General features: G+C 25.7%; 20 protein-coding genes. 9 read left to right on the top strand and 11 right to left on the bottom strand.

Going from position 1 to position 23,456, the window contains the following annotated elements; genetic code table 11:
* Positions 1-4 precede the first annotated feature (4 nt).
* The 3 genes from C7380_RS05045 to dnaN are packed head-to-tail and all read right to left on the bottom strand — an operon-like array spanning position 5 to position 2,728.
* On the bottom strand, positions 5-1,123 hold the full coding sequence (locus tag C7380_RS05045; protein WP_109604393.1) for an MFS transporter: 1,119 nt from the start codon (positions 1,121-1,123) through the stop codon (positions 5-7).
* Positions 1,116-1,616, bottom strand: a complete 501-nt coding sequence (ispF, locus tag C7380_RS05040) for a 2-C-methyl-D-erythritol 2,4-cyclodiphosphate synthase (protein WP_109604392.1) — start codon at positions 1,614-1,616, stop codon at positions 1,116-1,118. The genes C7380_RS05045 and ispF overlap by 8 nt, the downstream gene beginning before the upstream one ends.
* Positions 1,616-2,728, bottom strand: coding sequence for a DNA polymerase III subunit beta (dnaN, locus tag C7380_RS05035; RefSeq protein ID WP_109604391.1), 1,113 nt, complete (start codon positions 2,726-2,728; stop codon positions 1,616-1,618). The genes ispF and dnaN overlap by 1 nt, the downstream gene beginning before the upstream one ends.
* Before the next feature lie 136 nt (positions 2,729-2,864).
* Here dnaN and C7380_RS05030 point away from each other — a divergent pair, with 136 nt between their 5' ends.
* Positions 2,865-5,270 carry a WD40 repeat domain-containing protein gene (locus C7380_RS05030; protein WP_109604390.1) on the top strand — a complete coding sequence of 802 codons (2,406 nt, stop codon included), beginning with the start codon at positions 2,865-2,867 and terminating at the stop codon, positions 5,268-5,270.
* A 12-nt stretch (positions 5,271-5,282) separates the two neighbouring features.
* On the opposite strand, the gene C7380_RS05025 is transcribed toward C7380_RS05030, so the two are convergent.
* From C7380_RS05025 to C7380_RS04995, 7 genes are all read right to left on the bottom strand, one after another.
* Positions 5,283-5,813: a LexA family transcriptional regulator gene (locus tag C7380_RS05025; protein WP_109604389.1), complete on the bottom strand. Its 531-nt coding sequence runs from the start codon at positions 5,811-5,813 to the stop codon at positions 5,283-5,285.
* A 251-nt stretch (positions 5,814-6,064) separates the two neighbouring features.
* Positions 6,065-7,138 carry a Gfo/Idh/MocA family protein gene (locus C7380_RS05020; RefSeq protein WP_109604388.1) on the bottom strand — a complete coding sequence of 358 codons (1,074 nt, stop codon included), beginning with the start codon at positions 7,136-7,138 and terminating at the stop codon, positions 6,065-6,067.
* 17 nt (positions 7,139-7,155) lie between these two features.
* On the bottom strand, positions 7,156-8,466 hold the full coding sequence (locus C7380_RS05015) for a nucleotide sugar dehydrogenase (protein WP_109604387.1): 1,311 nt from the start codon (positions 8,464-8,466) through the stop codon (positions 7,156-7,158).
* Between the two features lie 11 nt (positions 8,467-8,477).
* Positions 8,478-9,626, bottom strand: coding sequence for a DegT/DnrJ/EryC1/StrS family aminotransferase (locus C7380_RS05010; RefSeq protein WP_109604386.1), 1,149 nt, complete (start codon positions 9,624-9,626; stop codon positions 8,478-8,480).
* Entirely contained in the window at positions 9,623-10,279 is a 657-nt protein-coding gene (locus C7380_RS05005) for a winged helix-turn-helix transcriptional regulator (protein WP_109604385.1), read from the bottom strand. The genes C7380_RS05010 and C7380_RS05005 overlap by 4 nt, the downstream gene beginning before the upstream one ends.
* 111 nt (positions 10,280-10,390) lie before the next feature.
* Positions 10,391-10,996, bottom strand: coding sequence for a transglycosylase SLT domain-containing protein (locus C7380_RS05000; protein ID WP_109604384.1), 606 nt, complete (start codon positions 10,994-10,996; stop codon positions 10,391-10,393).
* A 15-nt stretch (positions 10,997-11,011) separates the two neighbouring features.
* The gene (locus C7380_RS04995; protein WP_109604383.1) at positions 11,012-12,460 is read right to left on the bottom strand and encodes an alpha-amylase family glycosyl hydrolase; all 1,449 of its coding nucleotides are present in this window, start codon (positions 12,458-12,460) and stop codon (positions 11,012-11,014) included.
* A 62-nt stretch (positions 12,461-12,522) separates the two neighbouring features.
* Between C7380_RS04995 and C7380_RS04990 the strand changes: the two genes are divergently transcribed.
* The 5 genes from C7380_RS04990 to pyrG all read left to right on the top strand — a co-directional run bounded on the left by C7380_RS04990 (position 12,523) and on the right by pyrG (position 19,266).
* The gene (locus tag C7380_RS04990) at positions 12,523-14,118 is read left to right on the top strand and encodes a hypothetical protein (RefSeq protein ID WP_109604382.1); all 1,596 of its coding nucleotides are present in this window, start codon (positions 12,523-12,525) and stop codon (positions 14,116-14,118) included.
* Between the two features lie 9 nt (positions 14,119-14,127).
* The gene (locus C7380_RS04985) at positions 14,128-15,990 is read left to right on the top strand and encodes a hypothetical protein (protein WP_109604381.1); all 1,863 of its coding nucleotides are present in this window, start codon (positions 14,128-14,130) and stop codon (positions 15,988-15,990) included.
* 5 nt (positions 15,991-15,995) lie between these two features.
* Positions 15,996-17,225 (top strand): hypothetical protein, encoded by a 1,230-nt coding sequence (locus C7380_RS04980; RefSeq protein WP_109604380.1) that lies wholly within the window; start codon positions 15,996-15,998, stop codon positions 17,223-17,225.
* A gap of 108 nt (positions 17,226-17,333) precedes the next feature.
* Positions 17,334-17,591 (top strand): acyl carrier protein, encoded by a 258-nt coding sequence (gene acpP, locus C7380_RS04975; RefSeq protein ID WP_109604379.1) that lies wholly within the window; start codon positions 17,334-17,336, stop codon positions 17,589-17,591.
* Positions 17,592-17,688: 97 nt separating this feature from the next.
* The gene (pyrG, locus tag C7380_RS04970) at positions 17,689-19,266 is read left to right on the top strand and encodes a CTP synthase (protein WP_109604378.1); all 1,578 of its coding nucleotides are present in this window, start codon (positions 17,689-17,691) and stop codon (positions 19,264-19,266) included.
* Between the two features lie 26 nt (positions 19,267-19,292).
* On the opposite strand, the gene rsmA is transcribed toward pyrG, so the two are convergent.
* Complete coding sequence (gene rsmA, locus C7380_RS04965; protein ID WP_109604377.1) at positions 19,293-20,084, bottom strand: 16S rRNA (adenine(1518)-N(6)/adenine(1519)-N(6))-dimethyltransferase RsmA; 792 nt, start codon at positions 20,082-20,084, stop codon at positions 19,293-19,295.
* Positions 20,085-20,151: 67 nt separating this feature from the next.
* Between rsmA and C7380_RS04960 the strand changes: the two genes are divergently transcribed.
* The 3 genes from C7380_RS04960 to C7380_RS04950 are packed head-to-tail and all read left to right on the top strand — an operon-like array spanning position 20,152 to position 23,359.
* Positions 20,152-21,363 (top strand): DUF4974 domain-containing protein, encoded by a 1,212-nt coding sequence (locus tag C7380_RS04960; RefSeq protein WP_109604376.1) that lies wholly within the window; start codon positions 20,152-20,154, stop codon positions 21,361-21,363.
* A gap of 18 nt (positions 21,364-21,381) precedes the next feature.
* Positions 21,382-22,050: a response regulator transcription factor gene (locus C7380_RS04955; protein WP_109604375.1), complete on the top strand. Its 669-nt coding sequence runs from the start codon at positions 21,382-21,384 to the stop codon at positions 22,048-22,050.
* On the top strand, positions 22,019-23,359 hold the full coding sequence (locus tag C7380_RS04950; RefSeq protein WP_109604374.1) for a sensor histidine kinase: 1,341 nt from the start codon (positions 22,019-22,021) through the stop codon (positions 23,357-23,359). The genes C7380_RS04955 and C7380_RS04950 overlap by 32 nt, the downstream gene beginning before the upstream one ends.
* The last annotated feature ends 97 nt before the right edge of the window (positions 23,360-23,456 follow it).

Below are 23,456 nucleotides of genomic sequence, written 5' to 3'. Positions count from 1 at the left end.
CAGATTATTTATGTAGAATTTTAGTTAATATTACTATTATTGCAAAGGTTAAAAATGGTACTGAAAATGACATATAGAGATTGCTTTCTCCTATTATTCCCATTATTGGTGATATTATTAAAGCTCCCAATCCCGTTGCTGCGAAGGTTAGGCCATTGAATAGTCCAAGTTCTCTACCATTTAATATATTTGAAGAATAGTTTTGAGCTGAAGGAAATATTGGACCAAATGATAGACCTATTAGTATAAAAAATATAGGATTTTTGGTTGTTAATAGTAGTATTAAGTTTATTATGAAGAGAATAGAAAAATATTGTATAGTTTTTAAAGAAGTTATCTTTTTATTCAAATAATTTGTTACAAATCTTGCGAAAGTAAATAATATCCAGAATATACTCAAGTATATAGATGAATTTGATTTTGTTAAGCCTATTTCAGTGTTTAAAAAATTTCCAGACCAAGTTATTACACTTATTTCTGTTCCAGAATAAAGTAAGAATAATAATAAAGGTAATATGACTGTTTTTTTGCTTATTATTGTTGAAGCTTCTATTATATTTATTGGCTCATATTTTATATTTTTTATTATTTTTCTTGTGTTTAATGAGAACATCATAATTATTAATATTACTATGTATGATATATATATAGTTCTAAAATTTATATTATTTTTTATAAATATTCCAGCAAGAAATGGAGCAACTATTCCTCCAACTCCAAAAAAACCATTCAATGTACCAAAATTTTTGTATTTTTCTGAAAGATGAGCTGTTATACTGCTCAAGCTCATGAATCCACTACCTGTAGAAGCTCCTATAAAGAAAACTGCTATTAATACCATTGTAAAATTTTTTGAAATTAAAAAAATAATGCTTCCGATTAAGGCTTCTATCAATGAAATATTTAAAAATGTTTTTAATCCCAATTGAGCTATTAATAGACTTCCACTCAAATTAGATATTAATACACCAACGGTAGTCATTACTGGGATCATGGATGATGTTGCAACTGTTATTGAAAAGGTGTCTTGTATTGTTGTCATGAGTGGGGCAACTGTATTTGAAATTAAGGATAATATGAACATTGTTAATAATGTAAAGTTTCGAGAAGTTTTTTCATTCATTTTTATCCCTTCTTTGTATTTCAGCAAGAATTACACAGTAAGTTTCAATAGCTTTATCATTTCCAGCATTTCCTATGGAGTTACCGCTTTTCCCCTTTATGTTTATCTGGTCTTTTTTTATTTTTAATATTTTTTCTATTTTTTTTGATATATCATTTCTTATTTCAGTTATTCTTATACTTTTACTTATTACAGTTATATCTATATTGTTTATTTTTAAAATATAATCATTATTCAATTTTTTAACAGTTTTTTCCAGCAAGATAAGACTACTTATATCTTTATTTTCTTTATTTTCTGGAAAGAGTTCTCCTATTGAACCGTAATTAGAAATACTTATTAATGAGTCTATCAAAGCATGTAATAATACATCAGCATCCGAATGACCTGAAAGACCAAGATCATTCGGATGTTTAATATCTAAACCACCCAATATTAATTTTCTTCCTTTTACCAATGCATGAACATCATATCCAAAACCTACTTTTAACATCATGCCCACCTTGTAGGCATAACTATATACATATAGCTATTATCTTGAATTGGTTTTAATATAGTGGGATTTATATCTCCAGATATATTGAATTCTATTTCTGTTGTTTCAATTTTTTCAATTGCTTCTCTTAAAAATCTTGGTGAATAAGCTATTAACATGTCTTCTCCATCTTTTTCTATAGGAAGAGTTTCTGTTGCTTCTCCTACATCCGGAGAGTTTGCAGTAAAGGTTATAGAGTCTTCTTCTATTTGCATTTTTATTTGTTCTGTTTTTCCAGCAGCAATTGATACTCTTTTTAAAGAGCTCATGAACTGTGAATTTGATATAGTCATCTTTGTTTTAAAAGCTTGTGGAATTATATCGGTGTAATTAGGATATTTTGCATCTACAACATTTAAAACGAGTTCTATATTTTCATCATCAAAATGAAATAAAGCTCTTGAACCATCAAAATTTAATTTTATTTTTTCTGTTTTGGAATTAGAGAGTACGATTTTCAATTCTTCCATACTTTTTAATGAAAGAAGAAAAGATGAAGGAATTGTATCTTCTTGAATTTTGTTTTCAGATAATGCGAGTCTATAACTATCTGATGCAACTAAGGTTAAGTATCCTCCTTCTCTGAAATCCCAATAAACACCATTTAAATTTTTTGATAATGGGTCTGAGTCTTTTAAAGCACAAAATATTACTTTTTCTATCATTTTTAATATAGTATCTTTTTCAAGTTCTAATGTACTTCCCATTACATCTGGTATAACTTTTGGAAATTCTTCTGCACCCATAGTGGGAATTTTGAAACTGGAGTTTCCAGATTCAACTTCAAGTATTTCATTATAAGTTATTTTTATGAGTCCATCTGGTAATGTTTTTACTATTTCAGAAAAAACTTTTTGATCTACAACACATGAAAATTCTTCATCATTATTTTTTGAATCAAGAGATATATGAAATCCAGTTTGTAAGTCTGTTGCATATATATGTAACTTATCTTTGGTTGCATGCATTTTTATTCCTGCTAAGACGGGGTTTGTTGTTTTTCTGGCAACGGCATTACTTGCCATTTCTAAGGCGTTATTTAAACCCTTTTTTTCTATTTCGAAAGTCATTTTTCATCCTCCTCATTATATTTGTTTTTTTCATATTTCTATTTTACAACAAAAACGCCTAAAAAACAACAAAAAGCAATTTCTAAACATTGATTTATGGTATAATATATATGATATTTGAATGTGAGGTTATTATATGAAAAAATATATTTTTATTTTTGTTTTTATTATTCAATTAGCTCTTTCATTTGCTGTTGATGTTGTTTTAAGTTCATACGATACTTCAGATATAAAGGTACTTATAAAAAGTCCTTATAATAATTTTATATCTTTCATTTATGAAGATTATATAAAGGTCTATGATTCCAAGGATTTTAGTATTATGAATTATTTTGAAACATCTTCAAAACCTTTTAATGGTGTTTGGTCGGAAGATGAAAAATATTTTTTTAGTGGTAATTATAATGGTACTATAGATGTTTTTAATAGAGAATCATCCATTTTGAATTTTCAAATAAATGAAGCTTCTGATAATATAATATCTATTAAAAGTTATGGGAATTTTATAGCTTTTTCTTCTATGGATAGAGGCTTTTATGTTTATAATTATCAAAAAAGAAGACTTGTTTATAAAAAAATTATGGAAAATTCTATTCATTCGATTTCTTTTTTAAATTCAGATGAGATATCTATTGGTGATTCTGAAGGAAATATATTTTTTATAAATATAAATGATGGTCATAATCAAAATAAAAAAGTTTCTAATAGCCTTATAAGAGATATTTTTAAGGTTAATGATGAAATAATAGTTTTTTCTGTAGATGGTAGAATAAGTATATTTGATATGAATTTTATTCATAGAAATACTATATATCTTCAAAATTCTATTTCAAAAGTTATATTTTCTCCAAATAATAATTATTTTTCAGTTTTATTTTCAAATAATGATTTGAAAGTTTATAGTTTTGATACCATGTTTTCAACTTTGAATTTGAAAAATCTTGATTATAAAATAAAAGCGATAGAGTGGTCTTATGATTGGAAATTTATATATATTTCAGATGGAGAAAATATATACATCGTTGATATAACAACTGGAATATTAAAAAAAGTATTTGAAAATTTTGCCAGTGAACCATCAGGAGTTTTGTGGATAGATGATAAGATAGTTTATATGGATCAGAGATCAAATCTTGCAATAATAAATTCTTCCACTGCAAGAATAGAGAAGTTTTTTAAAACACCTATATTGTTTACATCATTTGATATAACTTATGATTTTAAACTCATTGGTGTTGATAGAGAAGGATTTTTATATGTTTATGATCTTGATAATGGTAGTATAATTAATAAATTGAAAGTTTCTGATTCTAATTTAAATGTTGTAAAAGTATCTAAAGATAATAGCTATATAGCTGTTGGAGGTTGGGATTCGAATTTATACATATATTCCTATCCAGACATGAAATTATTCAAAAAAATTGATAAGCTTCATTCAAATTGGATTAAAGATATAGATTTTAACAAGGATAGTAATATTATGGCTGTTAGTGGATTGGATAAGAAAGTTAGTTTAATACAATATCCTTTTGATAAAAGCAATGTCAGATATTTGAACGATTTTAAATATAATATATGGTCTGTCGAATGGTCTAATTCAAGTAATTTACTTGCTCTTGGGGGATTTGATGGGATAATGGAAATTTGGGATCCTTATTTTTCAAATATAATCAGTAGAACTGGAATTTCAACTGGAGCTATAAATATACTTGATTGGTCTAAAGATGGAGCTTTGATATCTTCAGGTTCTGAAGACGGTAGTATTTATTTGTGGAATTCTAAAGATTCTTCTTTGAACAGTATATTAACTGCTAATAATGAAAGTGTTTTTGATGTTTCTTTCGACTCAGGAGGAAGGTATTTAGTTTCTATAAGTAATGAAAATATTATTAGGATTTGGGATATTCAAGAGAAAAAAAATGTTGCAAATATAATGATATTTTCAGATGGTAAATATGTTTCTTTTAAAGATAATGGCGATTATATTACCAATATATCTGAAGAGTTTGAAAAAAAATACTTCTTGAAATATAATCCTATAAGTTTATTCGAAAGTCTTAACTTTAAAAAGATAGATTCTTTGTCTTTAAAAGAAAAAGAACCTCCAGTTATAAATGTTGTAGATGAATTATCTTATACTGTTAATAATTCTTATATAATGATAAATGTTATAGATAATGGAATTGTAAAAAATATAAGAATTCTTGATGAAAATATTCCTGTTAATAATAAAGTTTTTAATATAAATTATAAAATAAATTTGGAAAGATTATATGGTAAAAATCTTCTTATAGAAGCATACGATGATTCTGGTAATTATTCTGCCAAAAATGTTTCTCTGAATTTTAAAGATATTAAACTACAAGTTATTTCAAATCAAGCTGTTATAAGGAATGAAGAAGGAAAAATAATATCTGTTTTATCCAGAGGAATAGTTGTTGATCTAATAGATTTGGATAAAGATAGATATTTTATAGAGTACAGAGGTAAAAGAGGTTATGTAAATAAGGCTTTTATGATGAAAATAAATCCGGAAAATTAATTTTCCGGATTTTTATTTTTGATCGAAGTATGTAATTTTTCCTATGACTTTTCCAATAATTTTATGATTTTTTTCATCATATTCTATTATAGAATAGTTTAAATTTTGAGGTATTAATTGTATAGTATTTTCTGTTTTTATCATGTAGCGTATGATTAGATTTTTATTTGAATCTTCTATTAAGAATAGAACTTTATTTGTTATTTTTTCATCTTTTTTTATTAAAGCTATTTCATCTTTCTTTAGAATAGGATAGTTAGAATCATCTGTTATTTGGATTTTTAAACTAAATATTTTTTCATTGTATTCTTTGAGCTGTTCTTCTAATATGATATTTTCTTTATTATAAAAAAGGTCATTTGGGGTGATATTTAATTTTTGGCATATTCGAAATAAAATATCGGCACCTGGGATTTTCATGTTTTTTTCATAATAATATATGGACATTTTAGATATTAATACTTCATCAGCGAGTTCTTGCATAGAATATCCACATTTTTCTCTAAAGAATCTTAACTTTTCACCAATTTTTATATTTGACATTTTATTTCTCCAATATAGTATTTTTATATCACTATGGTAATATTATATTGGAGATTGATTATAAGTCAATCTAATTTTAATTAGACTTTAACCACTTCTTAAGTTGCTTTTGTATAATTTTTGTTATATAATATAAATAAGCGGGATTATTTTATTATAAATAGTATTTTTATAGTCTAATTATTGTTAGATTAATTATGTATTTTAAAATTTAAAAGCAGCCAATTATTTTTTGGCTGCTTAATTTAATTTTATAAACAATTTTTCATTTCTAATGTTGAGAATTCAAATGGAAATTTTATAGGTTTGTTTTCTTTACAAGATTTATATATGGCAAGTACTACTTCTACAGCTTTTTTTCCTTCTTTTCCATCTATCAAAGGTTTTTTATCTTGAATTATTGATTCATAAAAATCTTGATAAAGTGGTATATGTCCAAAGCCATACACAGTATCTGGATCTGGAAGTTTTTGAAATGGGTGTTCATTTTCGTTTTCAAAGTTCCAAGTTTCTATTTTATTTACAGCAAGACCACCTATTACAACTGTTCCTTTTTCACCAAATATAGATAGGGTTTCTTCAAGATTTTTTGGATATACATTTGCTGTTCCTTCTATTATTCCGATCATTCCATTTTTAAATTTTATTATTGCAGTTCCAAAATCTTCAGCATCTATATAATCATGGTTATAATTCACTGTTTTTCCGTAAACTTCTTCAACTTCAGATAAACTATTCCATATCAATAAATCTATGTTATGGGTACATTGATTCATAAGAGTACCGCCATCCATTTCCCAAGTACCTCTCCAATTTGCTTGATCATAGTAATTCTTGTTTCTATTCCATCTTATAGAGGCCTGTGAATGAAATAATTTACCAAAATCATCATTTGTTAATTTTTTTCTTAATTCTTGTATTGGAGGATTAAATCTATTTTGAAAACAAATTTCAAGTTTTAAATTCTTTTTTTCTGATAATTCTATCATTTCATCCATATCTTTTATTGATAAAGCCATTGGTTTTTCAACGAGAACATTTATATCATTTTTCATAGCATACATGCTTATTTCATGATGTTTTCCAGATTCAGTAGCTATACTTACAGCATTTAAATTTTCATTTTGAATCATCTCTTTATAATCTGTATAGATTTTTATATCCTTTATTCCATTTTCATTCAATATATTTCTTACTTTTTCAGCATTTTCTTTAACTATATCACATACAGCTATTGTTTTAATTTTGTCTTTGTTTTTTATTATTGCTTCTGTATGTTTTTTTTGAGCTATTCTTCCACAACCTATTAAAGCATGATTTAACATTCTATACACCTCTGCTTTTATAATAATATTATTTTTTCAGAGTATTTTTCTCTTTTATCTTTTAAAACATTTTTTGTATCAAATATTATTTTTGAATTTTGTAGTATTAAATCATAGTCCACATTATGTTTGTGTCCTGTTGTTATTATTACAGCATCAGAAGTTTCAATCAATTCTTTTGTTAATTTTACAGTTTTATATTCTTTACCTTTCAACATAAAAGTATCTATATATGGATCTGTTACTTTTATATCGGCATATTTGTTTTCAAGATTTTCTATTACTTTTAATGCGGGAGATTCTCTTAAATCATCTATATCATTTTTGTATGCAACACCAACGATTAATACTTTTGCACCATTTAAACATTTTTTTTGTTTATTCATCTCATCCATTAATCTTTCAACAACATATTCTGGCATAAAATCATTTATTTCTCCTGCAAGTTCTATCAATCTTGTATGATAATCATATGCTCTTGCTTTATATGTTAAATAGAATGGATCTATTGGTATACAATGTCCCCCAACACCAGGTCCAGGATAAAATGGCATGAAACCAAATGGTTTTGTAGCAGCTGCATCTATAACTTCCCAGATGTTTATTCCCATTTTTTTTGCAACTATAGCCATTTCGTTTATGAAAGCTATATTTACAATTCTAAAACTATTTTCTAATATTTTAGACATTTCTGCTTCTTTTGGTGAAGATACTGTAAATACATTTGCATCGAGAACATTCTCATATAAAACTTTTGCATGTTCTGTACATTTTGAGGTTACTCCACCAACTACTTTTGGAGTATTCTTTGTTTTATAACTTATATTTCCTGGATCTACTCTTTCAGGAGAAAATGCGAGATAAAAATCTATACCAACTTTTAAATCATCTCTTTCTAAAAGAGGAAGCATTACTTCTTCTGTTGTTCCAGGATAAGTAGTACTTTCAAGAACTATCAACATTTCTTTGTGTAATCTTTTTGAGACTTCTTTTGTGGACATTTCAACATAAGTTAAATCTGGTTGTTTGAATTTATCTAAAGGAGTTGGAACACATATCATAACTGCATCGCATTCTTTTATTCTGTCATAATCAGATGTTGCAGATAATTTTTTGTTTTTTACAATTTCTTCTAATTCTTCATTTACAACATCACCTATATAATTTATTCCATCATTCACTTTTTCTACTTTATCTTCTTGTATATCAAAACCCAATACTTCATATCCTGCTTTAGCTTTTTCTACTGCAAGTGGTAACCCAACATAACCAAGCCCAATTACACCTATTTTTGCCGTTTTATTTGATATTTTTTCTAATAAATTCATATTTATCCCCCTTAATTATAAAATTCTTTTATTTTATTTACTATATATTCTTGTTCTTCATCAGTTAATTCTGGAAATATAGGTATGGCAATTGTATTTTCTGTAGCTTTTTCAGCTATTGGAAAATCACCTGTTTTATATCCCAAATATTCAAAGCATTTTTGTCTGTGAAGACATTCTGGGTAATATTTAGAGTTTCCAATCCCATTTTTACTTAGATATTGTGCAAGTTCATTTCTATTTCCTTTTTTTAAGGTTATTACATATTGATGGTATACATGAGTTTTATCATTAATATAATCTGGATATATTATTTTATCGGTTAAGTTTAAATCTTTAAATAGTTGATCATATCTTTTGGCTTTTTCTATTCTTTTTTCTGTAAATTCATCTAACATATTCAATTTTATATTTAGTATTGCAGCTTGAACTTCATCTAATCTTGAATTATAACCTATTTCATCATGAAAATATTTTTTTGCAGCTCCATGGACTCTGAGTTTTTTAACCCTTTTTTGTAAGTTTTCTTCTTGTGTGAATATCATTCCACCATCTCCATATCCACCAAGATTTTTGGTTGGAAAGAATGAAGTTGTACCAAAATCTCCAACAGTACCAGAATAAATTTTATTTCCATCTTTTGATTTCCATATGGAACCTATTGATTGTGCACAATCTTCTATTATTTTTATATTATATTTATTTTTTAAGTATTTTAATTTTTCCATATCAAGAGTTTTTCCAAATAAATGTACTGGAATTATTGCTTTTATTTTTTCTTTTTCTGGATGTGTTTTTAATATTGTTTCAACTTTTTCTAAATCAATATTATAATATTTTTCTTCTACATCTACAAATATTGGTGTTGCATTGTTTCTTGTTATAGAACTTGCTGTAGCAAAAAAAGTGAAAGGAGTAGTTATTACATAATCTCCATTTTTTATGTCTAAAGCATGTAAAGCAATTAATAATGCATCTGAACCATTTGCGACACCACAGGCATACTTAGATTCAATTTTTTTTGAAAGATCTGATTCGAGCTTTTTAACATTTTCACCAAGAATAACTTTTCCTGATGAAAATATATTATCTAAAGATTCTAATACGTCTTTTTTTATGTCTTGATATTGTCTTGTTAAATCGAATAATGGTATATTCATATTATTTCCTCCTCATTTAAAGACACATTTCCATTTTCATCTATTTTAAAAATGAATAAATTTTTAAGCTTTTCTTTTAGAGCATTTTCTTTTATTTCTTCAGAATGCCTAAATGAAGCTATTATTATAGCATCATAATCAAATTGGTCAACTTCTTTTGGATTTAATATATCTATACCATGAATTTTATCTCCTTGTTTTGATATAGAGTCATCTATAAATCCAAGAACATTTATATCTTCTATATTTAAGACTTTTAATACTATAGTTCCTACAACACCAGCACCATAAAGAAATATATTTTTTAGATTATGTTTTTTTAAAGCTTTTATGAGTTCTTCAAAAGAATCTCTTGTATCGGTATAAAGTTTTGAAACTTCGTTTATATAAGAAACCATCAAAAATTGTAGTCTTTTTTGTCCATTTTTAGTTAATTGATATGACATCCTTCTTCTGTTTTCTCCAGATTTTATAATTAAGTCTTTATCCTCAAAATCTTTTAAATAACGATTTACCATAGAAGGAACTATTCCAACTTTTTTTGCAAGAGATTCTTGAGAAGTATCAGAATTTTTTGAAATGATTTTTAATATCATCATCTCACGATAATTGGGTGAGGGATTAAAAAACATGTACTCTTCTGTATCAAACATTTTATCACTCCTAAATCATTCATTCACTAAGTGAATTATAACATAAAAAATAAAAAGATCAAAATTTTTATTATAAAAAAACATCAGCATTTGTCATGCTGATGTTTTAATTTAAATTGTTGGATATGATACAGATATTTCTGCTATTTTATATATTACTTTTTTTGCGTAATACTCATTTCCTCCACCATTATACCAACCTACAGCTTTATAAATATCTTCTTCATGATTATTCATTAAATGTTTTAAATAGGCTGTACCTACTAATATATTGTATTGTGGGTCTATTAACAATCTTTTTTGTATCCAATCTACTGTAAAATCATCATATCCTGCATTCTTAAATATTTCTGGATACATGTCTATGACATATTTTGCTGTTGTAGGTCTTAATTGCATATAACCAACTTCTCCATAACTACCTATTATATTTCTGAAATTTGTTTCTGTGTCTATTATAGCCGCTATTAGAAGTGGAGATATTTCAAAGGTTTTTGAGGCATTCATTATACCATCTATAATATCATATAATCTTTCTGGAGCTAAATCTTTTCCACTTGCTATTTTATATTGACTTGATACATAGTCTGTTAAAAATGTTTTAAATTTTAAATCTTGTTTTGTATCTTCAGAGTTAGTATAACTGAATAGACTTTGACTGAATGTCAAGGTAGTTATGAGTGATACAGCTATTAATATTAATAAAGTTTTTTTCACTTTATCACCTCATTATTATAGATCCCCCTTTGTTATCAAAATAGAATATCCAGGGATCTCAGTTTTATTTTCTGTGCATTTAACATTATCAGAATAATATAAAATTTTATCTTCATTTATATTAATTTTTGTTTTTGAAGATTTAAAGTTATAATGAATAATAATTGAGTTTATTTCATTATTGATACTTAATTTTACCATATTTTTATCATTTTCTAAAATATTAATTTTTGAATTTTCTATCCAACTATTTTCTTTTCTAAACTTAATAAGTTTTTTGACCCTATTTAAAGTGGATTTAGGATTTTTATGCTGTTCTTCGACAGAAATTTTACTGTAAGGTGTGTTGAATTTATAGCCTTTCCATTCTGTTTGACCTGGTCCAAAACCAATTTCTGACCATTGAATTGGTTCTTCACCATCTTCTGTGAAGTTAACATTTTTAAGTTTACCTTTCATAGATAATTCTTCGCCATAATATATGAAAGGTATTCCGGGTAGAGTTAAAAGTATATTTAAAGCAAAATTTGATTTTTTTATAGATTTTAACTCACTTCTGAGCCTTGTCATATCGTGATTTGTTAAAAAATTTCCCGATTTAGTTTTTATGGGCTTTTTTTTGAAATATGCAGGCATTACTTCTTTTAAATCTTTGACAAATTTTTCTGCATCATTTAATTTTATGGAATCTTTAATGATATATGAAAGTGGAAAATTAAATCCTATTTCGAATATTCCATCGTATTTTTTTACTATTTCTTTTTCATCCCAAACTTCACTTATTATTATGGCATCTTTTTTTATACTTTTTATGTATTCTAACATTTCAATCCAAAATTTTATATTTTTATCATGTTGATATTTGAATTTCATATTTTTTTTATCATAATCAAATATATGCTTAGCTGCATCTAATCTAAACCCATCAAATCCGATATTTAACCAATGTTTAAATATTTTTTTTATTTCATCCCAGAGTTCTTTGTTTTCAAAGTTTAAATCGGGCGAACCAGGTCCAAATAACCCATAAAAATATTTATCATTTATTTTATGCCATATTTTATCATTTCCCCAATGTCGTCTTTCATCAGTATTCGTTTTATTATTTGACCATATAAACCAATTTTTATACGGCTTTTCATCATTTAAAGCTTTTTGAAACCATTCAGATGATACAGAGACATGGTTTATTGGCAGATCTAAAACAATTTTTATATTTCTTTTATGTGCTTCATTTAATAATTGTTTTAATTCATCAATATTTCCATATAAAGAATTGGTTTTATAAAAATCAGTAATTGTATAACCATGAAATGCCGGAGATTTCATTATTGGTAAAAGCCATATGGAATCGATTCCAATATTTTGTAAATAATCTAATTTTTTTTCAAGTCCTTTAAAATCACCAATTCCATCGCCATTTGAATCATAGAAAGAACGTAAATAAAGTTCATAAAAAATCATAATTATTCCTCCTTCTGGTATAATTAAAAAAAAGATATTTTGATTATTTTGAGGTGAATATTTTGAAAAATAAATCTATTTTTAAAACTTTAAACTTTTATTCTTTTATGATGATTATACTATTTTTAGTAGTTGGTTTGATGGTTTTTAATAAATCCAAATATATTTCTGATTATGAAAATATAAAATCTTATACAAAATTAATAATATCAAATTTATCTTTAAATTTTGATTCAAAAATAAAAGAATATGTAAATCTATCTTTAAATGAGGGAGTGGGTCTTGGACCAATAATTAATTTTAGTATGGATACTGATATTCAAGATACTTTTTTAGAAGATGGATTTATGGAGTATGAAAAAGTGCAAAATGAAAGCATTCTGAATGTATATTATCTTAAAAACAATATTTTTTATTATTTTGAATTTGATTTAAATTATATTTTAAAAGAAATTATATTCAGTATGGATTTGAGTGAAAATTATGCCTTTGTAGATGATTATGGAGAATTTCTTTCAGGAGATATGAGTTTTTATAATAATGTAAAGAAAGATAAGTTAACGTTCAGTGAACTTTCTCTTGATGAGTATAAAAATGGTTATATAGTTTATAATACTTTTGAAAATTTGGGTATTAATTTTTTATTTTATAAAAAAGCTGGATTATATTTGTTCATAAAAAGATATTTTTTACTTTTTATATTATTTATATTCATATCTTTTATTATCACAACTTTTTTTAATTATATAATATCTTCTGGAATAAAAAATATGTTCAATGAAAAAATTAAAGATATGAATAAAAGCTTTGATAAAAATAGAAAGTATGATTTAATCAAAACATATGATGAATTAGACATTCCACTGGAAAATTTCTTTAATGAAAAAAAGAAATCATTTTATGCATTGAAAGAAAAAATTTTGACAAATGATGAATTTTACTATCTTTATGAAGTTTCTATACAGCATAACTCTCTTTTAATAGAAATTATAAGTTTTATTCAGGAATTTTTTGATGAAGATTTTAAAAGAGAAGATATAGATTTGAAATTGAATGATATAGAAAAAAGTAAAAAATATAAGGAAATAGATGAAGAATTTTTCAATATCATAAAAAATGATGTGGGTCTTATATACAAAAAAGTTGAGAATTTTAAATTTAAAATAAAAGATCTTGAGAATAAAAAAGAAATAGATATTTATGAAAGTTTGGATTATAGAAAGAATATTTTTGATAGAATAAGCAATATTTTGAAATTATTTTTTAATCAAAAGTATGATGATGAAATAATTTTTAATGTTACATCTGGTATAATATTGTTTATAAAATACTACGATAATATAAATATAAATGTGAAAAAAGAATATGTTTTTGAACGAAGAATAGAGAATATGAAAACATTGGATATTTTTATTTGTATGAACTATATATATAATGAATATTTTGTTGAGGGGGGTGAAAAAGAAAAAATAAAAAATATGAATGAAATTTATCAAATTGCTTTTTTGATTTCCATTATTGAAATAAGTTTTGAAAAATCTGACTTTTCTGACTTTAAAGATATAAAAAAAAGTATTAAAGAATTTTTAAGCGATGAAATGATTTATATGTTTGAACTTTTATATAGGGAATTTGAGGATTTTTACATCCATTTGTGAGGTGATATTATGAGAAAGATTTTTATTTTTGGACTTATGATTATATCTATTCTGATTGTTTTATCTGCATGTAATGTAGAAAAAATCAATGTAAAAGCAAATCCTAAGGTACAGGCGCCTGTGGGGGCTACATCTTTATCTATAAACGATTTTATAGGGACTTTTGAAGATGAACTTGAAAAAGCTCTTCCTGGTTTATTAAAAGTTAATTCTAATCCTTTAACTTATAGATATGCTACGGATATAATAAACATTTCTACTGATGAACTTTTTACGACTGGCGATATGGATTTTTCACAGTTTGATTTCAATCAAAATATTTCTGTAAGTATTCCAAGTATTCCTGAAGTTTCTTTAGATGGAATACCAATATTTCCAGGTGCTGGGTCTTCAGCAATTCCAATTGAAATAACTTTTGATAATCCAAATGATCTTGTTTCTGCAACTATAAATGAAGGAACCCTTATATTGAGTGCAGATAATTTGACTTTTTCAGATGCAACAGTTACATTCAATTCGAATGATGTTAACACGAGTATCATAGATGGGAATATTCATGTGAACTTAAAAGACCAAGTTTTAAATGGTACAAATACGGTATCTTTAAATGAATTTGATTATAATTCATCAACTAATTCTTTTAGTATAAATGTTTCTGTAAGTTCTGATACAGAGTTTAAGCAGATCGTGTTTAAAAAAGAAGGTTTAAACTTTAATAATTCTGGGTCTAATGAGATTATAGTTCCTGAGGAAATTAAAGAACTCGTTGATAGAATAAATCTCTCTTCGGGGGAACTCGAATTTAGATGGTTGAATGGTATGAATGTTGATTTTAATGCCAATATATCTTCAACAAGTATAAAAGCTTCTGGAACAGATACTCCTTTGAACTCTAATCAAGTATTTACTAAAAATACTGATTATTCGACATCTGTTATAGATCTTTCTAATAAGTATATAGATGTTTCTTCTGGCAAAATAAATCTTGATTTCGATGTAGAGCCAGCAGGATATTTAAATGATGAAGTGACTTTAAATGGATTAATAAAACAGGGGGATAATCTTTCATTTGATTTTTCACTTGGATTTAAAGATATAATTATTGAATCTATAAAGACTAAGAATACTACTTTTAGTGGAAAATTATCTTCTGGATTTTTAAATTTTGGAGATGATCTTGGTATTTTGAATAATGTTAATTTTAAAACATTACCTGCAACTTTGACTATAAATAAAGAAAATATAACAGGAAATCTAGATATTACATTATCTGCATCTTATACTGGTAATAGTACACCTATTATTTCAACCGGATCTTCTGGAAATGAATTTATAGGTGATTTCAGCTCAGTTTTTAATGAAAAACCAGATAATCTCGAGATGCTTTATTCAATTCAATCAGATGGACTCACCATAGAAAGTGGTAGTTCTATTTCAGGAAATATAAAAATAGATATTCCTTTTGCTTTCGATGTTACAAAAGAATCAACTTTGTTTTCATATGAGTCTGAAGGGGACATGCTTGGAAGGAACGATGAAAATAGAGAAAGTATAAATGAAGCTTTGAATATGGTTGATAATCTTAAAGTGTTTTTTCAACTTGAAAATAGTACTGGAATTACAGCAAAAGTTTCTATAGATTTTAATGGTAGTAAATATCAAATCGATTTTTCTTCAGGAAATATACAAAGTATAGATCTTGGTAATATAGCAAAAAATATAGTCGAATCAGATGTTTATAAAGTTAAAGTTGATGTAGCGCTTCCTATAGGAGATTACAGTTTGAACTCTGATGGAAAGATGGACATAAATCTATGGGCAGCTCTTGATACTGATCTAAACATTCCTATTAAACTTAAAGGACAGGAGTGATTTATATGAAAAAGACTATATTATTAATTATTGTTTTAATTTTAGGCGCTTTAACATTTTCTCAGGGGCTTTATTCTTGGGAACATAATATAAACCCAGCCTTAATAAATGCAAGAAGAAGAAGTATTTTTGAATTAAATGTGACTCCAGACATCAATATTTATCAAAATCTTGTTAAAAATTCTTTTATATTTGATAATTTGAATAAAAAAGAAATAACTATAGATTTAAATGATTTTTATGAAGGATTAAATGGTAATGATTTTGAATTGAGTACAGATGATTATATTAATACAAATTTTGCGATCAATATTTTTGATTTAGGCCTTTCAGTTTATGCAAATGCAACTGTTGAAGCCGAAGCTAAAGTTCCAAACGAACTTTTAAAATTAATAGTTGAAGGAAATGAGATTAATAAAACATATAAAGGTAAAGGAGATTTGAATTCTTTCAGTACTGCAGAAGTTGGAGCATATCTTTCATATAAATATTCAGATAATTTATTAGGAATAAAGTATGGTTGGTTTGTTCCAGTACTTGTTTCTGATAAAAATTCCGGATATGATTATGAATTTGTGACTTCGAATCAAACATCATCCATCAATGCAAATTTAAACGTTGAAGCTCCTTTTTATTCAGTGTTTAATTCATCTGAAATAGAGAATTTAAATGTAAACACTGTTTTTGATAGAATAAATAGTAATAGAGGACAAAGTATTGATATAGGTTATATAAGGTATGCAGATGAAGAACCATGGTTTGGAATTTCTGTTGGTAATATAACTCTTTCACCAGCTCTTGCAAATAAGGGAATAAAAGCTGTGGGAAATTATACTATAGATTCTACAAATTTAATCTTTGAAAATAAATTTGAAGTTAAAGGGGATATAAAATTAGAAGATATTCAAAATGTGAATGAAAAAATTTCTAAACCTTTAAAATTAACGGGTTTTTATAAACAAAATTTATTGATAGATTGGATTCCATATATCGAATATTATCCTACATTGTCCAGAATAGATTGGGGAGTGTTTGCCAGAGGAGATTTATTTGTAATTCCTTATTCTATAGGATTTGAAAATATAAATAAATTATGGAAAGTTAGCATTGGAACTGGTATAAATCTTCATATCTTAGAATTAGATCTATCAGTGGCTTCTGTAAGTACGGATATCACTAAAATTTTAGATTTAAGAGGAATTTCAGCAAAAGTTAACCTATCTTTAGGATTTTGACTTGACAATACAACTTTAAGAAATTATAATTAATAAGAATTTTGTTATTTTAGCATTTATTTCAGCAAGGTTATGTAGAAATATAGTGTTATCCGGGAGGTTGAAATAATGACAAGAGAAGAACTTATTGAAAAAGTAAAAGAAATAATAGCAGAGACTTTAAGTGTAGATGAGGCAGACATAACAATCGATTCATCTTTTACAGATGACTTAGATGCAGATTCTTTAGAATTGGTTGATTTAACTATGGCTTTTGAATCTGAACTTGGAATAACTATAGAAGATGATGAAGTTGAAACAATAAAGACTGTTGAAAATGCTGTCGATGCTATTGCGGAAAAGTTAAATATTGACGACGAAGATTAACCTGAAATAAGGGGGAGCGTTTGCTCCCCTTTTTTATATTAAAAAAGTTAAAAATAATTGAATATTTAAATTATAAAGGCAGGAGGTTTTTTATAAAATGGCGAGGAAATATATAATAGTAACAGGTGGAGTTTTAAGTGGAATAGGAAAGGGAGTTGTTTCTGCCTCTATTGGTAGACTCATGAAAGAATCGGGTATAAAAGTAAATTCTTTGAAAGTTGATCCATATTTAAATGTTGATGCTGGAACTATGAATCCTAATCAACATGGAGAAGTTTTTGTAACTGATGATGGGTATGAAGCAGACTTAGATCTTGGGCATTATGAAAGGTTTTTAGGGATAGAAATGAAGAGATTTAATAATATGACTGCTGGACAGATCTATAAGACAGTCATAGAAAAAGAGAGAGAAGGAAAATATCTCGGTGGAACTGTTCAAATGGTTCCTCATGTAACTCAAGAAATAAAAAATAGAATAGAAGCTGTTGAGGCAGATGTTCTTCTTATAGAAATTGGAGGAACTGTAGGAGATATTGAAGGAGAAATATTTTTAGAAGCGGTTAGACAATTATCCACAGAAAAAGGAAGAGAAAATTTCATGTTTGTTCATGTTACATTTGTACCTTATTTGAGGGTTACAAATGAATTTAAAACAAAACCAACTCAACAATCTGTTCAATTATTGAGAAGAATAGGTATACATCCTGATATGCTTGTTGTTAGAACAGAAATGGAAATAGATACAGAAAGTCTTGAAAAAGTAGCTTTATTTGGAGGACTTGATAGCAAATATGTTATAAATCTTCCAGATTTGGGAAATATATATGAAGTTCCTGAGGGACTTTATAAAATGAATGTTCAAAAACTCATTGCAGATAAACTTTCATTTGATATCAAAACTGATATGAAATGGAATTGTCCTAAGAGTTTTAGAAGAGATAAAATAGCAATAATAGGAAAATATCTTGGTACTGATGATGCATATAAGAGTATTATGGAGAGTATATTTTTATGTGGAGTAAAAAAGCCTGAACTAATAGATTCCGAAAGACTTGAAGAACTTGATGATGAAGGGGTAAAGGCTTTATTATCGAATTATGATGGTTTAATAATTCCAGGTGGTTTTGGTAAGAGAGGAATTGAGGGTAAGATAAAAGCTTTGAAATATGCAAGAGTCAATGATGTTCCTCTTTTAGGTATATGTCTTGGAATGCAATTGATGGTTATAGAATATGCAAGAAATGTAAAAAATCTTGAAAATGCTAATTCAAGAGAATTCGATGAGAACACTCCTTATGCGGTAATAGATATAATGGAAGAACAGAAAAAAATAATAAATATGGGTGGTACTATGAGATTAGGTTCTCAAAGAACTGAATTGATAAGAGGATCTAAATTATTTGAATTACATAATGAAGATATAATATATGAAAGACATAGACATAGATATGAAGCTAATTCTCAAGATTTTTCAGAATTATTTAAAATGCCTGGAGAAGAAGGAGAGAAATTAATAATATCAGCTAAATCAGATTTTGTAGAAGCTGTTGAACTCGAAGATCATCCTTTTTATATGGGTGTTCAGTATCATCCTGAATTTAAATCTAAAGTAGGAGATCCTAATCCCGTTTTTATAGGATTTGTACAAGCAATAGAAAAGTTAAAAAACAAATAAAAAATGCGACTTTAAAGTCGCATTTTTTATTTGTTTATCATTTTGAATAAGCTCAAAAAATTTTCTATACTTATTTGTTCTGGACGAGTTTTTGTATCTATTTTTAAATCTTCTAATATTTTTTCTATATTATTTATATGTTTTAAATTATTTTTTATGGTTTTTCTTCTTTGAGAAAAACAAATATGTATGAATTTAAAGAATTTTGAAAGATTTATATCTTCATTCCTATTTTTGGGTGTGAGTTTTATAACAGTAGAATCTATTTTAGGTTTGGGTATAAATTCATTCTTGGGTATATTCAATACATTTTCTACATCACAATAATATTGAACGAATATACTCAAAGGACTATAATTTTTCCCACTTTTTGCAGTTATTCTTTCTCCAAACTCTTTTTGAACCATTAAAATTGCTTTTTTAAAATATGGTGTTTCAATAAATATTTTTTCCATTATTGGAGAAGATATATTATATGGAATATTTGCTATATAACTTATATTTTTCCCCTTGAATTCAGAGAGATCTACATCTAAAAAATCCATTATTTTTAAATGAAAATTTTTTTTATTTTTAAACCTTTCTTTTAACAGTCTTTCTAAGGTTTTATCGATTTCATATGCATATATTTCATTTTTAGTCTTAATCAATTCATCTGTTAAAGTACCCGCACCAGGTCCAATTTCTATTATAATCTCATCTTCTATTTGTGAAGCTTCAACTATCTTTTTTGGATATATATCACTTGCGAGAAAATTTTGTCCAAACATTTTTTTTAATCTTATATCATATTTCTTCAGATAATCTGATGTTTTCATTTTACACCTCATTTTTATTTTTTAATGTATAATTATATTATATAATATATTATTGTGGGGGATTTATATGAAAAAACTTATTATTTTATTTTTTGTTATGATATCTTTTTTTGCTTATTCTCATGATCTTATTTATAATAATATCGATATTAAAACACTTTTTATAGACCTTGAAAACATTTATGGAGTTGAGTTTATATTTTTAGATGATATAGATGAAAATTTTACATTTAAATCATCTACTGATAGTGTAGAAACTTTAATGGATATATTGTTTTATTCCAAGGGTATTAAATATGAAAAATATTCTGATTCTGTTTATGTCATTATGAAAATAAAAGGGCATTATCCCATAAAAAATGAATTTGTACAAAAAATAGAGTTGATAAATACGGATACAAATCTTTTAAATCCTTTTTTAGAAATGTACAGAAATAATATTTATTTTATAAATAATTCTAAATATATAATTTTTAAAAACAATGGAGATTTAGAAGATAAAATTAAGGATTTTTTTAATAATATAAGTTATGATAATTCAAGATATTTTATCATAAAAAATAAATATTTATTAAATTTTAAAGATATTGATGAAAAATATATTAAAGATATAAACTTTTTTTATAAATATAATTATAAATTTTCTGAATTATATGATATAGAATATGATTTTTTTGATAATATCGATGAGTATGATGAAAAAAATATAAAAAAAGAAAATTTTTATATAAATACGGATAAAGATTTTTTTTATGTATATGGTATTTTTGAAAGAAAAAAATTTATAAATAAAAATAATTTAAATTATGATTTTGATTATGGAATTTCTTTTGAAAGAAATATAAATTTTTATGGTGATGTATATAATGATAAAAATTATATAAACTTTATATGGGGTATTGATAAAAATTTTTTTGTATCCGGTGGAGCTTTTGTAGATAGAAATTTTGGATATGGTCTTTTTTATAAATGGGATGAAATGTCTTTATTTGGGGTAGAAGGACGATTTTTATTTGATTTTGATCATTTTAATTCAAATTTTATTATAAAAGCTGGTTCAGATGTAAATGATTTTAAATTTAAAGATATAATTTTTGGATTTGAAGGATATTTATTATATACTTTAAATGATATTTTTTCTGTTGGAACTAGATTTGAAAATGATTTTCAAAAAGAATTTTTTATAGATCCTATTTTTATGATGAAAGATAAAAAAATAAAAATTGAAATGACTTTTAATAAATTTTCTAAAATAATTATAAAATTTGAATTGATATAGTTACTTGGAGGTGCTTAAATGCATAAGATTTTAATTGTTGAAGATGATAAATCAATAGCGAGATTATTAGAATTAGAAATGGAACATGAAAATTATGAAGTTGCAGTTGCATATGATGGTGATGAAGCACTAGAGCTTTATGAAAGTTTTAAACCAGATATAATATTGCTAGATATAATGTTGCCCATAAGAGATGGTTTTGAAATTGCTGAGATAATAAGAAATTATGATAAAGAGGTTGGGATTATAATGTTAACTGCAAAAGGAGAACTTGAGGAAAGAGTAAGAGGGCTCAAACATGCAGATGATTATATAGTTAAACCATTTGAAATAGAAGAAATATTTGCAAGAATAGAATCGCTTTTGAGAAGACTTGGAAAAACAAGAGATAATTTAAAAGCCGATAATATAGAGCTTTTTGTTGAAAGAATGCAAGTTTTTGTAGATGATGAAGAAATTCATTTAAGTCTTACTGAATTTAATATTTTGAAGACTCTTCTAATAAACAAAAATATAGTTGTTTCAAAAGAAAAAATAATGGAAGAAGTTTGGGGATATTCGGAAGAAGATAATAAAAATATTGTAGAAGTTTACATGAACTATTTAAGAAAAAAGTTGGGTAAATCTTCAAAACTAATAAAGACGGTGAGAGGCGTTGGCTACGTTATCAGAGAAGGAGAAGAATAAAAAAAGTGCTGTATTTAATCAGACTTTTATAATAACATTTACTACTTTTTTACTTTTATCTATAATGATACTTGCTTTAAGAATAATTGTTATTGATACGAGTATAGATACTTATGCACATATGTTTATAAATGAAGTCAGTCCAAGTGGTTCTATCTTGAAAGGTACTTCAGAACTTGATAATCAAGATATAATAGATAGACTTTTGAATGATAATGATGTTATAAAAAAGTCTTTACTTGCAAATAAGATAGTTATAATAGACGGAAAAGTTTTATCTGATCCGTATAATTTGATATACGATGGTTTTACAATCAATAAACTTCCTTTTTTATATAAACATCAAGATTATTATTATATATTTGTTGCGATACAGATACTTGGCTCTAAACTTATGATAGTTGGAGGTCCAGCTTTTGAATTTACAGCTTTTATAAAAACATTCGATAGAATAGCTATAATAACAATATTTTTAGCTTCTTTAAGTTCTTTATTCATATCATATTTTCTATCAAGGAATATACTTAGGCCTGTTATATCTATTTCAAAACATATTTCTGAAATAAATATAAACAATCTTGAACATAGGATACCAGAACAAAAAACTATAGAGTATGAAATAATTTCTAATAAAATTAATTCCATGTTGGATAGAATTCAATATGGGTATGAAATTCAAAAACAATTTATATCAGATGTTTCCCATGAATTGAGAACACCTTTAACATCTATAAGTGGATATGTTAAAATGTTGAAAAGATGGGGGACAAGAGATGAGGGTGTTTTAATAGAGTCTATTGAAAGTATAGAAAGATCAACAAATTATTTGAAAGATATGATAGAAAAACTGTTGATTTTAAATGAACCTGAAACTGAAATAGAATTTGAAGAGTTCAATATAAAAAGAGTGGTAGAAAAAGTTTTAAAGCTTTATGATAATTCGGATTATAATTTTTATATACGAGGAGAAGATTTTAAGGTTAAATCTTCTAAAGAATATTTGTCCATAATTTTTAAGATTTTTATTGAAAATGCCATGAAATATTCTCCAGAGAACAAAAATATAGATATCATAATGAAGGATTATTCTATAATTATAAAAGATAATGGAATTGGAATAGCAGAAGATAAAAAAGAAAAAATATTTGAAAGATTTTATAAAGAAGATAGTGCAAGAACTACAAAAAGTCATGGACTTGGATTATCGATTGCGAAAAAACTTGGTGATAAATTGAATATAAACATAGAAGTAGAATCAAAGTTAAATGAAGGTAGTTCTTTTATATTGCAGTTTAAAAATGATGTATAATACATTGTTTTTAATTTAAATAAATTAACATTTTAATTTAATATATTTCATATAGAATTTTTATAACAAATGGCCGTATTTGTCGGCCATTTGTTAT

The organism is Oceanotoga teriensis (assembly GCF_003148465.1).
GTDB classification, from domain to species: domain Bacteria; phylum Thermotogota; class Thermotogae; order Petrotogales; family Petrotogaceae; genus Oceanotoga; species Oceanotoga teriensis.
The sequence above is the reverse complement of the archived record's forward strand: the minus strand, read 5'-3'. Positions and strand labels throughout refer to the sequence as shown.